The following is a 16,501-nucleotide window of genomic DNA, read 5'->3' as shown; positions in this document are numbered from 1 at the left end:
AATCCCTATATCATGTACAAAATTAAAGCCAACTCTTTCTTCAGAGTTGGCTTTAATTTTGTATAAGTAGTTAATCCTTCTCATGATGAAGGATAGAAAGAGTACGGTCCAACATCTTCTATCCAAATGTGCGCGTTTTCACCATTCGGATCAGCTATCCATAAATCCCCTTTAGTATTCGCGATATCGATTTGTCTTACCCAAGTGATTTTATTAATCGAAGGCAAAAATTGTGGATAATAATCACCTTGATCTTTTGGAGGGATCGTAATTTTCAATTGTTTCTGACTGCCCAGAGTTAAGAAATACAATGATGGTTTTGGGCGCTTTTCAGGGTCATTTGACCATTCACTTTCTTTCACCCTGGATACAATAAGAGAACGCTCGTTTACCCATGTGAAACCCATATCTGCATAGTTTTTTGGCGTAAGGGTCAAAGTATGGTATGCAGGGAGTTCAGTTACTTTTAAGTCTTTATCTTTGAAACCAAATACGATACGTCCTCCACCTGCGATGTAGCCGAGTAAACTATCCTTAAATGACCACTTTGGATTGAATTCGAAGATGACCTCGTCAAGAACGGTAAATTCTTTCCCATCTGCTGAAATGACACAAAGCATATTACTGTCCATCGACCAAGAAGCGGTAGGGGACACAATAAAAGATATCCATTTGTTATTTGGTGAATAGGCAAATGATTGGACATTGATTGAAGGGATTTTGACTTCATCTTTCTGGAGTTCTTTTGGAACCACAAAGAATTTTTTCGCATTTGTAGATAAATCGCTGATGTTTTGATTGCCGCCCGTTAATGAAATAGTATAAAGGATTGGATTTGTCCATCCATCTGGTCTTAAGGAAGCACTTGATGATGCGATAAAGCCCTTCCCATTCGGCTGCCATGCATAATCATCTACTCCGAGAGAGATGTTATAAAAACTAGTTAAGTCAGATATGTTCAACACACCACCATTTTGAAACGCTACAATGTTTTCAATTGGCGACCATTTTGGATTGTATCCGTCATAAAAAATTTTACGATGCTTTTTGGTTTTTAAATCATACACCCACAATTCACTTTCAGTGCCTTGACTATCATTTATAGTAGCAGGTACTTCTTTTTGATAAAGAAGCATTTTCCCATCAAAAGACCATTGCGGGGGATTAGGATAATTTGCTATTTGATCAGTCAACTTTTGTTCTAACCCTTTATCTTTGATCCACAAATAGCCATCCTTAATATAGGCGACTTTTACGGTCGAATCAGTTGGTGCCGCATTCGTCATGGAAGGGTGTAAAAAACAAACTATCAAAAACAGATAAACAAGCCTCGCCATATCATCACCTCTTAGTTGATATGTTGTACCGTATACTAGAACTTACACATGTGAAAATGGGAAAGTTTTTGCCGTTTAGTAAAAAGTGATATAATTGACTGTATGTTTCACAATAATGGATTCGGGAAAAATATAGCCTGTGAAGAATACAAATTGCGAAATTTGTCTAATAATCAATTGAGAAGGGGATTACATAAAATGAGTTTAACTCCGAATGAAAGAATTAAATTACACGGTTTTAACAATTTAACTAAAACATTAAGTTTCAACATGTATGATATTTGCTATACAAGAACAAAGGAAGAGCGAGAGGCGTATATCAATTATATCGATGAACAGTATAATGCAGAGCGTCTGACAAACATCTTAACCAACGTTTCAGATATGATTGAGGCAAACATTTTAAACATTGCCAAACAAGATTATGAACCACAAGGGGCCAGTGTAACGATTTTGGTTTCAGAGGGACCAGTTGACGAGTCCCCACTGGAATCTTTCAAGCAATCTCCAGGTCCTGATGCAGTAGTCGGTCATTTGGATAAAAGCCATATAACCGTTCACACATATCCGGAATACCATCCTGATGAAGGTATCAGTACATTCCGTGCAGATATCGATATTTCAACATGTGGCGAAATTTCTCCATTAAAAGCATTGAATTATTTGATTCACTCATTTGAAACCGATGTTATGGTCATTGATTATCGTGTTCGTGGCTTCACAAGAGACGTTGAAGGTCATAAACTCTTTATCGATCATGACATCAATTCCATCCAGAACTACATTCCTGAGAGCGTTCAGGACGTTTTCCAAATGATTGATGTGAACGTCTACCAGGAAAATATCTTCCATACAAAATGTAAGCTGAAAAAATTCGATCTTAACAATTACTTATTTGGATACAAGGAAGATACATTGTCTGAAGAAGAAAAGATCGAGATTACGAAGAAGCTGAAAAAAGAAATGGATGAAATCTTCTACGCAAAAAATATGTCTTAAATAGACGCAAAAAAGGACCCAATTGGGTCCTTTTTTCTATAGTCTTATAACCATCCACGTTCATACTGTACCGGTGATTTTATTTCTGTGCGAAGTTCTTTAGCTGCACGATAAGGCCAGTATGGATCTCGTAATAATTCACGTGCTAAAAAGATTAAATCTGCACGTTCATTTTTCAGAATTTCCTCAGCTTGAAGTGGGGAAGTGATCATTCCTACTGCACCTGTCGCAATCGGTGTCCCATGTTTGATTGTTTCAGCAAACTTCACCTGATAGCCGGGGAAGGAATCGATCGTTGCTGGAACATTCGCTCCTGAACTGACGTCGATCAAATCAATGTCTTGTTCTTTCATCCATTTGGTCATCGTTACATAGGATTCTGGTGTCATGCCGCCTTCCGTATAATCGTGTGCAGAAATGCGGACAAATAATGGTCCTTCCCAAACACTGCGTACTGCTTCAATTACTTCACGAAGTAAACGGTAACGATTTTCGTCGCTTCCGCCGTATTCATCCGTGCGTTTATTCGTAAGTGGGGATAAAAACTCATTGATTAGGTAGCCATGCGCACCGTGCAGTTCAATGACATCGAATCCAGCTTCTTTCGCACGGATTGCACCTGCTTTAAAAGCATTAACTGTTTTAGCAATATCATCTTTTGACATTTCAACCGGTGTTTTATATTGATCATTAAATGCTAAAGGAGAAGGGGCAAAAATGTCACCATCCACCGTTGCTTTACGGCCTGCGTGCGCAAGCTGGATGCCAGTTTTTGAGCCATGCACTTTCACGGATTGAACGAGTTCAGATAATCCGGTTGTGTGTTCATCACTCCATATGCCAAGGTCCTGTGCAGATATTCGACCTTCAGGTAAGACGGCAGTAGCCTCCAATATGATTAAGCCAACTTGACCCACAGCGCGAGTTGGGTAGTGAACACGATGCCAATCTTCAACCTGCCCATCTTGATTGTGACTTGAATACATGCACATCGGTGCCATTACGATTCGATTTTTGAACGTCACATTTTTTATTGTATATTCTTCAAATAATTTAGCTTTTGCCATAAAATGTTATTCCTCCTTTATGTATATGAGGTAGTATAGCAAATTCACCCTAAATATAGCGCTTCCCAAGCTCACGAGAACGTGATTCAGCTTCGTTCAAGCAACTTCCAAGCATGTCGATAAACCCTTTCTCCTGCAATGCTTGAATCCCGGCTTCCGTTGTCCCGCCAGGACTTGTGACATGTTCTCGCAGCGTAGATGGAGAATCGGATGATTGTTTTAACATCTCAGCTGACCCGGCCAATGTTTGGACGAGTAAGTTACGAGCAATTTGTTGGTCAAGTCCACTTGCGACTGCAGCTTTTTCAAAGGCTTCGACAAAGTAATAAACATATGCTGGACCACTACCGGATAAAGCCGTAATGACATGTAGTTGATCTTCTTCTACCTCAATGACAGATCCAATTGTACCCAGAAGTTTCAAGATTTCCTCTTTATCAGTTTGAGTCATCAGTTCATTCCAGGCTACTGCACTTGCAGACATTCCGATTGTAGCCGACGTATTTGGCATACAACGGGCAATTGGACGTTCGCCAAGTCCTTGAGCGATTGTCGTTATAGGAACTCCTGCAAGAATTGACAGCACTACAGCAGTTTTGGAAAGGTAAGGGGCTACTGCCTGCATGCCCGCCTGAACATCTTTAGGCTTCATCGCCAAAATAATTAAATCAGCTGTTTTTAAAACATCTTTGTTTTCAGAAACGACTTGAACGCCGTATGTTTCGTTAAGAGAAGTCAACTTTTTGCGATCGGATTTGTTCATTACAAATACGTTCTCCGGGGAAACAGTCGCTTCTTTCATCCAGCCATGAATCATCGCTTGCGCCATTGAACCCGCTCCAACAAATACAATCGTTTTCATTGTTACTCCTCCTTTTTTGTATAAAAAAATGCGCTCCCGTCCTAATAAAAGGACGAAAACGCATGTTTCCGCGGTACCACCTTGTTTTGCCCCACATGGAGCACAACTTGTTCCTTCTTATCGCGAAGGCACGGCCATGTTTGCATGGCGGCTCCAAAGTAGGTTCATCCTGTGAGAGGGAAGTGTGTCTTTCAGCCGGTGAACACAATCTCTACATTCCTTCAACACGATTACTGATCTTTATCAAAGCCTGAACGTTCTAAATTATTGAAATTATAGACTTGCATATGAATGGATGTCAACAGAAGAATAGTTAAAAGAATTCTGGGTAATTTCAGTATATGCAACAACGGTGTGAACTTTCCCCATTTCATTTCAACTTTTACGATTCAATCGTGCTCACCCATTAATTATCCTGAAAAGTGACGTGAACATGGAAAACTTGTACAATAGAGTGAATAGTGATTCATTTTAAGGAGAATGCCATATGATCCACAAACTTATTTTGCCGACACCTTTTGCTGTTGGAGATGTCAATGCCTATCTATTAAAAGGAGATTCGCTTTCGTTAATTGATGCGGGCCCAAAAACACCAGAAGCTTATACAGCACTCGAATGTGGAATAAAGGAAGCGGGTTATACGTTCAATGATGTTGAGCAAGTATTCTTGACCCACCATCACCCAGACCATGCAGGCTGGATTGATGCTTTTCCAAATGCTAAAGTATATGGCCATGCCTATAATGATCTTTGGTTGACTCGGGATCCAGCGTTTTTTGCCTATCATGATGAATTTTATTTAGAACGATTGATTGAAGAAGGCGTTCCGCAAAAATATCATGCCTGGGTCGAAAAAATGAAACGCCCAGTTGCTTTCATGGGCAATCGTCCACTTGATATGACAGTGGAGGAGGGCGATGCACTTCCAGGCCATCCAGGTTGGACGGTTGTGGAAACACTAGGTCATGCACAGAGCCACGTTTCTTTTTGGCACGCTGAAAGTAAAGAAATGATTGGTGGGGACCATATATTAGAAAAAATTTCTTCAAATCCTTTGATTGAACCACCACTTGACCCTAGTGCCGGAAGACCTCAAGCGATGATTCAATATAATGAATCATTAAGAAAAGTCATGGCCATGCCGGTAGAGAAAATATACAGTGGACACGGGAATGAAGTATACAATGTTCATGCATTGATTGCACATCGATTGGAAAAACAACATGATCGTGCGATGAAAGTACATGCGATGCTTGCAGAGACACAACTGACTATCTTTGAAATCACACAAAAATTATTTCCATCTGTTTATGAAAAAGAGCTCGGTCTGACACTCTCTGAAACGATTGGACAAGTGGATTATTTACTTGCTGAAGGACTTGCAATCGAATCGCGAGATCAAAATGGGGTATTCACTTATGGTCAAGCCTAAAACAGTCCTGATTACAGGTGCGACAAGTGGCGTAGGTCTACAAGTCGCACATGATTTACACAAGCAAGGATACACCGTTTATGCAACAGGTCGTTCCAAATCTGCGCTTGAGAAACTCAGTTCTCTTGGAATTCATACAATTGAAGCTGATTTGCTAACTGATCATGGTTTAGAGAATGTATGTAGTCAATGTCCAGCTCCTGATGTCATTGTATTTTCCGCTGGTGTGGGAACATTTGCTTTGGCACATGACACTTCTGACCAACAAATTGATGACATGATGACAATCAATGTAACAGCACCTATGAAATTAACGAGTAGGATTTTACCTTTCATGTTGGAAAGGAAATCAGGGCATCTTATTTATGTCGCTTCCCAAGCTGGGAAAGTTGCTACACCAAAAGCGTCCGTCTATGCAGCAACGAAGCACGCGCTTCTTGGTTATGCGAATGCTACTAGAATGGAAGTTCAGCCTTATGGGGTTCACGTGACAACGATTAATCCTGGACCTATTGATACACCATTTTTGGATTTAGCGGATACAACAGGTACATATAAAAATTCACTAGAAAAGTTTTTATTATCTGTAGGAGAAGTTTCCAGTGCAATCGTTCGAGTAATTGACCAGCCGGTGCGGGAAGTGGACTTGCCTTGGTACATGGGCATTTCGAGTAAAGCATACAATCTGGCTCCATCGCTAATTGAACGAATAGGACGAGATTTTTTTATGAAAAAATAAACACGGGAAAAAGAGCAACCATAGCGGTTGTTCTTTTTTTGAATAGTTAAACTTTTTAAATGTATGAGTATTCACTTGTATACATTTTTATTACATGTTATCATTCGTGTATATTAATTCATAAAAGATGAATAAAAATACATTCAGGAGGAAAATAACATATGAACAAAAAAGTAGTTCTCGCATATTCAGGTGGCCTAGATACTTCCGTAGCAATTCCATGGTTAAAAGAACAAGGTTATGATGTAATCGCTGTTTGTCTAGATGTTGGTGAAGGGAAAGATTTGGAGTTCATTAAAAAGAAAGCCATTCAAGTTGGTGCTGTTGAAAGTTATATGGTCGATGCAAAAGAAGAATTTGCAAACGAATATGCATTGCTCGCACTTCAAGCTCATACTTGGTATGAAGGGAAATACCCCTTGGTTTCCGCTTTATCACGTCCATTGATTTCTAAAAAGTTGGTTGAAATCGCACAACAAACAGGTGCGGATGCCGTAGCTCATGGCTGTACAGGAAAAGGCAATGACCAAGTGCGTTTTGAAGTATCGATTAAAGCACTGGATCCTTCTCTCGAAGTAATTGCACCTGTTCGTGCATGGGGCTGGTCCCGTGAAGAAGAAATTGACTATGCAAAGAAAAATAACATTCCAATTCCAATCAATTTGGATAGCCCGTTTTCAATTGATCAAAATCTCTGGGGTCGTTCGAATGAATGTGGCATTTTGGAAGACCCATGGGCTGCACCTCCGGCGGATGCCTATGATTTGACTGTTGCACTCGAAGATACACCAGATACAGCAGATATGATTGAAATTACATTTGAACAAGGTGTACCAGTCGCATTGAACGATGTAGCTTATCCACTAGCTGAGCTTATCTCCGAGTTAAATATCGTAGCTGGAAAACACGGCGTCGGACGTATCGACCACGTTGAAAATCGTTTAGTTGGAATTAAATCACGCGAAGTATATGAAGTTCCTGGAGCACACACACTATTATTAGCCCACAAAGAACTTGAAGACATTACGCTTGTAAAAGAACTGGCACATTTCAAACCGGTCATCGAGAAAAAATTAACGGAACTGATTTACGAAGGATTATGGTTCTCACCATTAAAAGTGGCTCTTGAAGCATTCCTAAAAGAAACACAAGTGTATGTGAACGGTGTGGTGCGTGTAAAATTATTTAAAGGTCACGCCATTGTCGAAGGTCGTAAATCTCCGAATTCACTGTATGATGAAAAACTTGCTACTTATACAACGGATGATGAATTCAACCATCAATCTGCCGTGGGCTTCATTGAACTATGGGGTCTTCCGACAAAAGTTCATGCCATGGTCAACAAAGGAAAAGAGAAGGTGTCGGTATGACCAAACTATGGGGCGGCCGTTTTCAAAAGTCTGCTGAAGAGTGGGTGGATGAATTTGGCGCATCCATCGGCTTTGATCAGCAACTCGTCATGGAAGACTTGACGGGCAGTTTGGCACATGTGAAAATGCTCGGCGATTGTGGGATTTTATCTGCAGAAGATGTAAGTAAAATCGTAGATGGCTTGGAGCAACTGAAAGAAAAAGCAGCAAAGGAAGAGCTGGTGTTTGAAGTTGCAAATGAAGATATTCATTTGAATCTCGAAAAGATGTTGATTGATTTGATTGGACCGGTTGGTGGCAAGATGCATACGGGTCGCAGTCGAAATGACCAAGTAGCAACAGATATGCACCTCTTTTTAAAGCATCGTGTTGTGGAAATTATCGAAAGCATCAAAGCTTTTCAAAAAGCCATTTTGACGCAGGCAGAACAACATATTGAAACTATTGCACCTGGTTATACGCATTTGCAACGCGCACAACCGATATCGTTTGCCCATCATTTGATGGCTTACTTTTGGATGCTTGAGCGTGATCAGGAACGTTTGACCGAATCACTTAAACGAATTGATATTTCACCATTAGGTGCCGGTGCACTTGCAGGTACGACATTCCCAATTGACCGCGAAAAAGCAGCCAATACCCTTGGGTTTGAGCAAGTGTACCAAAATAGCATGGATGCCGTGAGTGACCGTGATTTCATCGTGGAATTTTTAAGTAATGCATCACTTGTGATGATGCACTTATCGCGTTTCGCTGAAGAAATCATTCTGTGGTCGAGCCAGGAGTTTCAATTTATTGAACTCGACGATGCGTTCGCCACAGGCTCCAGCATCATGCCTCAAAAGAAAAACCCCGATATGGCCGAATTGATTCGCGGAAAAACGGGTCGTGTGTATGGGAACTTATTTAGCCTGCTTACAACGCTAAAAGGATTGCCACTCACGTATAACAAAGACATGCAAGAAGACAAAGAAGGCATGTTCGATACGGTTCAAACTTTAAATGGATCACTTCAAATTTTTGAAGGCATGGTCAGAACCATGACAGTTCATACAAAACGCTTAAATGAAGCGGTGCATCAAGATTTCTCAAATGCTACGGAACTCGCCGATTACTTGGCAACAAAAGGCATGCCATTCCGTGAAGCACATGAAGTCACAGGGAAGCTTGTATTCCTATGTATCCAGCGCGGCATTTACTTGTTGGACCTAACGATAGAAGACTTGCAGGAAGCCAGTAGTTTAATCCAACCCGATATCTACGATATACTGTCACCCGAAGCGGCAGTCAAGCGAAGAAATTCGCTTGGGGGAACTGGTTTTGACCAAGTCCGTTTGCAAATTGAAAAAGCAAAATCATTAGTATGAAAACATCCCGCTTGTTAAGCATTTGCTTACAGGCGGGATGTTTTTTGTGTTTTATATGTGTTCCGTTTTTTAAAAGGTAGGAAGAAGGACATAAGTGGATGACTATAGAAATTAATATTTATCAATTTTATTTTGAATAAACAATCAAGAAAGGTGAGAAGTAATGACGAAAAATAATAGTAGTTTAAAAAGTGACATCCCAACCTCAATAGGAGCGCCAGCACGTTGAGCACTTGATGTAGCTGGATACATTCAACTTGAGCAATTTACCAAAGTTAGTGAGGCTGATGTTTTGAAATTACATGGAATGGGTCCGAAAGCGCTTGATTTGATACGACGCGCCTTAATTGAAAAAGGATTAACTTTCGTAAATGGTTATGAGAATAAATAACTTAGTTCTGTATTGAAACTTTTAACTTTTCCCTTTCGTCGTCAATATTAGATTAATTTTAAAAATGTGAAAACTATTGGATACGTTTGAGTCTTATTGAGGGGAAAGAAGTAAATGAAAAAGAGTAAGAAAAGAATATTCTCATTATTTATTGTGGGGATTATAACCGTAACAGGGTTTTTTATGATTGGAATTATCACAACAGTATTGGAGTGGAAACTGAATTAAGATATATCCTTGCCTTTGCCTAAAAAATTTGAAGTTGTTTATACGAGTCGAGAGGGTTTTCCTAGTGAGGGTGCTACCTACACTATTTTGGATTACGATTATTATCAAATCCAAAAAGTATTGGCAAAAGATATGTGGTTACCAATTGATGAAACGTCATTGGATACGGTAACAACACTTATTGAGAAATTCCAAAAAGATCTTAACAATAATGTAGAAGTAAATAAACAGGAAGTACTCGTAGATAATCCGGTCCAATTCATATTAGACAATCAGTATTTTTATAAATTGAATGAAGACAATAGCTTTTTAGTCGTCATATTAAATAAGAAAAATAAAAAGATATATGTGATGGAATGGATTCAATAATGGTTAAAGATTTAATCCAACTCAAACTTTTTTATTCCAGGAGGTCGTAAAATGGAACAAGTGAAAAAAGAAAAAAATGAAATTTGGGAGTGGGCAAAAGCATTGCTTATTGCCTTTGCAGCTGTTTGGTTAATACGTCACTTTTTGTTTACACCAATCGTTGTCGACGGGGAGTCAATGATGCCGACTCTTGAAAATGGAGAACGAATGATTGTTAGTAAAATCGGCTACGAAGTTGGAGAGCCAAGTCGATTCGATATCGTTGTCTTTCACGCACCTGAGAAAAAGGACTATATCAAACGAGTGATTGGATTGCCTGGAGATCATGTCGCATACAAAAATGATCAACTATATATCAATGGCGAACTTCAGAAAGAACCATATTTGGATTCTTATAAAACACTTATGAACGGTGGGATTCTAACAGAAGATTTCACCCTTGAAGAACGGACAGGAGAGAAAGTAATTCCAGAAGGATACTTGTTTGTTATGGGGGACAATCGTGGAAACAGTACAGATAGTCGAATCATTGGTTTAGTCCCACTAGAGGAAGTCATAGGTAAAACAAACATAATCTTTTGGCCACTTAAGGAAATTGGTATGGTTGAATAATTTATTGAAAGACAAGGAGAATTTTCTTAGTGAAAAGATGGTATATGAATAAATTGTTTATCATGATATTGTCGGTATTTTTAGTGGGATGTGCTCCAGATTCTCCCGAGATCAAGGATGGAAATGCACATGTAACTAAAGAAATGGACGAGGTGATTTCAGCGTATATAGTAGAAAAATACAAGAAGTTATATTATCCTTCAGAAAAACAATTTGAAGTCCATAAGATCTATGGAACTAGTGAGTACAAAGGAATAATCAACGTATACATGTGGTCATATTTCGGCGGATTTAATAAGGATAGTGGTGTCAACAATCAATCAGGACACTCATTACCTGCCTTCATTCAATTAAAGAAAGTGGATTCGGGTTATGAAGTAATTAAGTACACTGAACCAAAAGACGGGAATCAATATGCATCTTCCATAAAGAAAATGTTTCCAGAAAAATACGTAAAAATGGCAGTGAATGATACCGAAACCATCGACGGATTAGAAAAAGAGATGAAAGAACAAGTGGAAGGCTGGCTACATGAGAAATAAAGTATCATTATTTTTCACTGTTTTTATTTGTTTCAGTAAGAGCGAATATAAATAGATAAAGCACCCAACGATTTTATTATTCGTGGGTGCTTTATATATGAAGACATCAAACAATCTAAAACCAGATATTCTAATGTTGCAGTCCTTTGTTAGCGGTTAGATTGTTCGATGAATTACCGGTCTTATTTTTTGATTTATTGGTTAGACCATTAACTGCATTAGCAGTTTTATCCACCGCATTCATAGCGGCATTTTCAGTTTTTTCTAAAGCGCTGTGCACTGCATGAAATGCTGCTCCAGCCTTCTCTTTAATACCTTTGGAAATTTGGTTACCTTGTTGATCTGTATTTTGTTGGTTTGTCATAATTTCATCTCCTGAATAAAAATCACCAAACTTTATTCTGAGTTAAGATACAACCAAAGAATTTACAGGAATTTCAATGCAATTCCTATTTGCGTCAAAGCGAAACAATGTTAATTATCGGAAAATACTTAATAATAGCTATTACTCCCAAAAAATATATGGTAATCTTGACTTTAAGTTACAATTTTTGGATAAAGAATTTAAGGTGGAGAATCCTTATGATTTCAAGTTTGAGAGTATTAACGCGTTTTCTTTACGTAGTCCTTGGAATTATTTTGTTAAGTGCATTCGTAGGGTTGTTTTCTAATGGAATTCAGCTTGATTTTACGGTTTTTTTGAAAAATGTTTTACATATCATCAAGTCTCTAATTTTTCCTGACAACTTAATTATTTTAGGACCGACTAATCAAGAGTATTCTATTTTCTTAAATTTTTGGGATTATTACTTTTACTCGGTAACCATTTTCATTTCTGCGCTATTTATTGCTATGATCTGCGGTTTATTTATTACTTACCTCACAGTCTTGCTTCCACAAAAAATAAACGATTTGGTTTCTAGATTTGTATCCTTACTCGAATCCCTACCAGACTTATTCATCATCATGCTCATTCAATTTTCCGTTATTTTATATTTCAAGCAGAGCGGTCATTTATTATTTCCTGTAGCTGGTTCATCCCAAAACCAAACGTATTTTCTGCCGGTTGTTACGTTAGCCTTAATTCCCTCATTCATGATTTTTAGAATTAACCTCCATTTAGTCAGTGATGAATGGACTAAATCATACGTAGAATTGGCCAAAAGCAAAGGGTTTAACAAAACGGAAATTTTCTTTTACCATGTTCTGAGAAATATAGCCCCAAGCATTTTTAGTCATAGTAAGACGATTGTTCTGTATCTATTGTCTTCAATGGTGATTTTTGAAAAACTATTCAACATCTATGGAATTTTTACGTTTATAACGAGCTATCCAAATCCGAATGTGATTGCATTCACTTTGATACTGTTTTTTGTGCCTGTTTTCCTCTTATACGCCGTTATTACTAGCCTTATAGAAAAATATACAGGCCAAAGATTGGAATGGTGATTGTGTGTATATTTTAAAAAGAATTCTCTTAAATAAGTTATTTCTTTCCGGCTTCCTCAGCATCATTGGTCTGTTTGTAGTTAGCATGCTATATTTTTTCTTCTTTAATGATCGGATTCCTACAACCTCATTACTTTATGATAGCCAGGGGAAACCATTACCTGCACCTTACAGTTATAAAAACTTTCCACCCTTAGGAACTGACAATTTTGGACGGGATTTATTTATCGTCATGCTTGTAGGAGCAAAATATACAATTGCAGCCGCAATACTGATTACATTTCTCCGTGTTTTCCCGTCCTTTTGGATTGGGCTGTTCATTCATTTCTTCCTGCAGAAGATTGAAAAACCCCTTAAATCAATGGCAGATGCTTTGAACTACTTCCCGATGACTTTGTTGGCATTTCTTCTATTGAATGGCATTTTAATATCTGAGGTGGAGATGTTTATGGTAGATGGTGCTTTAGTTAACGGACCGGAGCCTTTGCCTTATTGGAGCAGGGTACTTTTCTATATCCTTATTTTTGCTCTTCTTTTTGTCCCAACAAATTCAATCTTGATTGCAAATGAAGTAAAGACCATTTATAAAAAGGAATTTATCGAAAGCTCCAGGACGCTTGGAGCCAGTAATTGGCGAATTGTAAATAAACATATTAAACCGTTTCTCGTTCCTCAACTAGCGATTATTTTCTTAAGAGATTTCATTCACACGCTGATTTTAATGTCCCATTTAGCCGTTCTAGGGTTATTCATAGGGGGATATACCCTCCGTGGTGATTTATTTGGCTCCACTAAACGAGTCTCCAATTCAAATGAATGGGCTGGTTTGCTAGGGATGTGGTGGGAATACTTATGGACGTCCTATCCGTGGATTTCTTTCATGCCAATTTTATTTATTTGCCTATTAATCCTATCTGCAAAAGGGATGATGGAAGGATTGACGAAAGTGTTAGCAGCAGTCGACAGTACGAGGGAGCCTGTTCAAAAACGAAGTGAAATTGAATTTAGTAAGGGTGAACATCCCTTCGAGAGAATTCATTTAAGAGCCATGCGATCTGCAAGAGATTAAGTTCAAGGATAATGGGTCCGGAAAAGGGGTTAATTTAATGAAATGTACATTAGAAATCAAAACAGAAGCTTCCAATTCATTGAACTTTTTGATTTATATACAAAATATATTTCTAAATCAGAAACGCAGTAAAGAACAGTACAAATTCCCTTCTATTTATTCGAAATGTGCATTTGAAGAAGATTTTGAATTTCGTTTTAGAAGTTTGTGGAGTGAAGTGAAATCTAGAATAGCCGAGCATCCATTGAATGATATTAAGCTTTTTATGGATGAGAAAAGCTTGTTTTATCAAAGTTTATTTGAAAAAACTGAAGAAAGTTTGGAGACTTATCATGAAATTCACTTTTCTTTTAGAGTCTGGTGGAACAGCTTTGCCGGTCGTTTCACGCTTGAGAAGTCTACAGACGAATTAGGGAGAACATTATACCTAGATCTGGAGAGATTCCTGAGCCAAAAAGCAATTGCCCCTAAAAATATGTTAATGATCAGCTTAATTTATGACGAATGCCCATTAATTCAATTAGATGGTACATCTTCTTATTTCATTATATCTACTGAAGATTTTGTAACGAAACAGAAAGAGTTATCGAGGAAATTACAAAAATTGTTTGAGGAGGAGCACAATCAATCTTGTTTATAAGTAAATCAAATTTATTATTACTATGCTCACTCTTGCTTTTCATTCTATCGAGTTGTGGTGTCGCCGACGATGGGATCATTACAGCTAAAGATGTGATAAAACAAGATTCTGAAGCAGATATTATACAGATAAATGGGTTCATCTATAGTAATATGACCGAATTAGAATGGTTTCAAGAACGAAAAGAAAAATTAATAAAACACACTCTTTTAGGTGAAACACAAAAGCAATCAACTAGTAGTTTCGGCTTTAAGGATTGGACTGCTACAAAGTTACCGGTAGGAACAAAAATCTACTCTGCAAGTGAAAACGGATTGGAACTCGATATATTAATCGTCGAGGTCGATGATAAAGTTTTCTATTATATGAAATTTCTAGAAGGTTAACTATTGCAAGAAGGATGTGATTGTTTTGACAAGAAAAAAATCTCTTTTCTTGTATCTAATCCCACTTTTAATCATGAGTTTTATTGGCTGCTCTAACCAACCTGATAAGTTGGAAATTAAAGAAATGCCTGCGGATTTTAACTTTAGTCTGATCTATGGTACTTATGGTAAACAAAAAATCGACACATTCAATGATACGATTGTAAAGGACTTAGTTGAGGACGGCACGATCGAAGTAAACATCGCTTTTAGTGAAGAAGAAATGGAACAGACTTATCATGAAATGATGAATATTAATATTATGGATGATTCAAAATTCACGGTGAGAGAAGAAGAGGTATGTGATACCGAACCACCATCTTATACAATCTGGAATATTCAAATGGATGGCAAGACTAATTCCTTTTATACCCAGAGTTATTGTGATGGGTATCCAGAGGATGTATTGAAATTGTTGAAGCTGGCAGATCATATTCATAGCATTCTTTCAAACAAAGAAGAATACAAAGAATTACCAGATTCTAATGGTTACTATGAATAATAAATGGGGGATAAGCATGAAAAAAATGATAAGCATTCTCGTGTTAGATGTAGGTGTTTTTCTTCTATTACACTCTACACCCCATATGGCACTTCGAACGCATGTGTTTTTTATGAGTTATCCAAAAGCGGCATTATCATCCGGTATTATAGATGATCAATTCCATAATGAAATTGATCAAGAAAAAATTGCAGAGTTAAACCCAAAAGCATATACCTTAACTAAACCACCAATCGAAGAAGCAACTCAAGGTGAGTTGAGAAACTTCCTTGTTAGAAAGATTGGTTTTCTCTATTTCGCTGAATTCTACGGCGAAGCATAGGGTTCTTTTTGATTTTGTCAAAATACAATATAGAGTAGTTTTTGAATTGGGGGAAGAACAATGAAGCTTCTATTTTTAATAATGTTATTTTCAATTTTAGGTTATTTTCTGTTCATATTGGGACCAATCATTGGCGGTTGTATTGCTTTTGGGATAATTGTGGGCTGCCTGTTTAGAGGGATATCCTTACTAACAGAAATTAACATTAGACTTATTAATCTAACACCTGCTCCAGTCACAGAGTCCAACATTATTACAGAAAATGATGTCTCATCAAATCATCTTAAAGATAGAGATGCGTACTTAAAGTATCTAAAAGAAAAAAACAATCCATCTTAGTCAATGCAAGTGTATTCGTTGGCGCAGAAATAATAAAGATGGGGATAGGTTTATCGATGCTATTGATTCTGCTGCACAGTTATTATTTGGGGGAAATATTCGCAGGTAGAACAACTACCGCGTCAATAGGATTTATAATTGCAGGAAACTAGCGCTGAAAACTGTTTATATTCCGCTAGTTACACTCAGATTGTTATCTAGTAGTGGGACTAACAGTCATTTTAGTACTTACTCAATTGACTTGTAAATAACGCTTTATCTAATTAGGGGATTTTTAGGGTTGTGTTAAAAGTGGAATCAACAATATTTGTGATTAATTTTTTGTGGACCTTTGTTCTAGCAAATGTATTGTTTTTAGTAGCTCTAGTTATTTTCAGCAAACATAATAAATTAATTTCAGTAATTTACTATTTCATTTTATTAATTATGATACATTATTT

General features: G+C 37.7%; 18 protein-coding genes. 14 read left to right on the top strand and 4 right to left on the bottom strand.

Annotated features, from left to right (window positions below; all coding sequences use genetic code 11):
- Nucleotides 1–80: 80 nt before the first annotated feature.
- Complete coding sequence (locus ACQKEV_RS08865; RefSeq protein ID WP_427457833.1) at nt 81–1,337, bottom strand: TolB family protein; 1,257 nt, start codon at nt 1,335–1,337, stop codon at nt 81–83.
- A 198-nt stretch (nt 1,338–1,535) separates the two neighbouring features.
- On the opposite strand from ACQKEV_RS08865, the gene speD reads away from it, so the two are divergent.
- Nucleotides 1,536–2,336 (top strand): adenosylmethionine decarboxylase, encoded by an 801-nt coding sequence (gene speD / locus ACQKEV_RS08860; RefSeq protein WP_427445853.1) that lies wholly within the window; start codon nt 1,536–1,538, stop codon nt 2,334–2,336.
- Between the two features lie 44 nt (nt 2,337–2,380).
- Here the strand turns inward: speD and namA are convergent, their stop codons facing one another.
- Both namA and proC read right to left on the bottom strand, forming a co-directional pair.
- Complete coding sequence (gene namA / locus ACQKEV_RS08855; RefSeq protein ID WP_427445855.1) at nt 2,381–3,403, bottom strand: NADPH dehydrogenase NamA; 1,023 nt, start codon at nt 3,401–3,403, stop codon at nt 2,381–2,383.
- A gap of 49 nt (nt 3,404–3,452) precedes the next feature.
- Nucleotides 3,453–4,265 (bottom strand): pyrroline-5-carboxylate reductase, encoded by an 813-nt coding sequence (gene proC / locus ACQKEV_RS08850; RefSeq protein ID WP_427445856.1) that lies wholly within the window; start codon nt 4,263–4,265, stop codon nt 3,453–3,455.
- A gap of 487 nt (nt 4,266–4,752) precedes the next feature.
- Between proC and ACQKEV_RS08845 the strand changes: the two genes are divergently transcribed.
- From ACQKEV_RS08845 to ACQKEV_RS08815, 7 genes are all read left to right on the top strand, one after another.
- Nucleotides 4,753–5,697 (top strand): MBL fold metallo-hydrolase, encoded by a 945-nt coding sequence (locus tag ACQKEV_RS08845; protein ID WP_427445858.1) that lies wholly within the window; start codon nt 4,753–4,755, stop codon nt 5,695–5,697.
- Entirely contained in the window at nt 5,684–6,436 is a 753-nt protein-coding gene (locus ACQKEV_RS08840) for an SDR family NAD(P)-dependent oxidoreductase (RefSeq protein WP_427445860.1), read from the top strand. The genes ACQKEV_RS08845 and ACQKEV_RS08840 overlap by 14 nt, the downstream gene beginning before the upstream one ends.
- 161 nt (nt 6,437–6,597) lie before the next feature.
- Entirely contained in the window at nt 6,598–7,806 is a 1,209-nt protein-coding gene (locus ACQKEV_RS08835; RefSeq protein ID WP_427445861.1) for an argininosuccinate synthase, read from the top strand.
- Complete coding sequence (gene argH / locus ACQKEV_RS08830) at nt 7,803–9,173, top strand: argininosuccinate lyase (RefSeq protein WP_427445862.1); 1,371 nt, start codon at nt 7,803–7,805, stop codon at nt 9,171–9,173. Before ACQKEV_RS08835 ends, argH begins: the two co-directional genes overlap by 4 nt.
- 706 nt (nt 9,174–9,879) lie before the next feature.
- Nucleotides 9,880–10,161 (top strand): hypothetical protein, encoded by a 282-nt coding sequence (locus ACQKEV_RS08825; protein ID WP_427445863.1) that lies wholly within the window; start codon nt 9,880–9,882, stop codon nt 10,159–10,161.
- 51 nt (nt 10,162–10,212) lie between these two features.
- Entirely contained in the window at nt 10,213–10,773 is a 561-nt protein-coding gene (lepB, locus tag ACQKEV_RS08820; protein ID WP_427445864.1) for a signal peptidase I, read from the top strand.
- Nucleotides 10,774–10,802: 29 nt separating this feature from the next.
- Nucleotides 10,803–11,315: a hypothetical protein gene (locus ACQKEV_RS08815; protein WP_427445865.1), complete on the top strand. Its 513-nt coding sequence runs from the start codon at nt 10,803–10,805 to the stop codon at nt 11,313–11,315.
- A 130-nt stretch (nt 11,316–11,445) separates the two neighbouring features.
- Here the strand turns inward: ACQKEV_RS08815 and ACQKEV_RS08810 are convergent, their stop codons facing one another.
- Nucleotides 11,446–11,679, bottom strand: a complete 234-nt coding sequence (locus ACQKEV_RS08810; RefSeq protein WP_427445867.1) for a hypothetical protein — start codon at nt 11,677–11,679, stop codon at nt 11,446–11,448.
- Nucleotides 11,680–11,897: 218 nt separating this feature from the next.
- On the opposite strand from ACQKEV_RS08810, the gene ACQKEV_RS08805 reads away from it, so the two are divergent.
- The 6 genes from ACQKEV_RS08805 to ACQKEV_RS08780 are packed head-to-tail and all read left to right on the top strand — an operon-like array spanning nt 11,898 to nt 15,722.
- Nucleotides 11,898–12,764 carry an ABC transporter permease subunit gene (locus tag ACQKEV_RS08805; RefSeq protein ID WP_427445868.1) on the top strand — a complete coding sequence of 289 codons (867 nt, stop codon included), beginning with the start codon at nt 11,898–11,900 and terminating at the stop codon, nt 12,762–12,764.
- A gap of 4 nt (nt 12,765–12,768) precedes the next feature.
- Nucleotides 12,769–13,833 (top strand): ABC transporter permease subunit, encoded by a 1,065-nt coding sequence (locus tag ACQKEV_RS08800; protein WP_427457830.1) that lies wholly within the window; start codon nt 12,769–12,771, stop codon nt 13,831–13,833.
- Nucleotides 13,834–13,870: 37 nt separating this feature from the next.
- Complete coding sequence (locus tag ACQKEV_RS08795; RefSeq protein ID WP_427445872.1) at nt 13,871–14,473, top strand: hypothetical protein; 603 nt, start codon at nt 13,871–13,873, stop codon at nt 14,471–14,473.
- Nucleotides 14,464–14,859 carry a hypothetical protein gene (locus ACQKEV_RS08790; protein ID WP_427457827.1) on the top strand — a complete coding sequence of 132 codons (396 nt, stop codon included), beginning with the start codon at nt 14,464–14,466 and terminating at the stop codon, nt 14,857–14,859. Before ACQKEV_RS08795 ends, ACQKEV_RS08790 begins: the two co-directional genes overlap by 10 nt.
- Before the next feature lie 25 nt (nt 14,860–14,884).
- Complete coding sequence (locus tag ACQKEV_RS08785) at nt 14,885–15,400, top strand: hypothetical protein (protein ID WP_427457824.1); 516 nt, start codon at nt 14,885–14,887, stop codon at nt 15,398–15,400.
- Between the two features lie 16 nt (nt 15,401–15,416).
- Nucleotides 15,417–15,722: a hypothetical protein gene (locus tag ACQKEV_RS08780; protein ID WP_427445877.1), complete on the top strand. Its 306-nt coding sequence runs from the start codon at nt 15,417–15,419 to the stop codon at nt 15,720–15,722.
- The last annotated feature ends 779 nt before the right edge of the window (nt 15,723–16,501 follow it).

The sequence above is a fragment of the Paenisporosarcina sp. NPDC076907 genome, from assembly GCF_050269735.1.
Lineage (GTDB): Bacteria > Bacillota > Bacilli > Bacillales_A > Planococcaceae > Paenisporosarcina.
The sequence above is the reverse complement of the archived record's forward strand: the minus strand, read 5'-3'. Positions and strand labels throughout refer to the sequence as shown.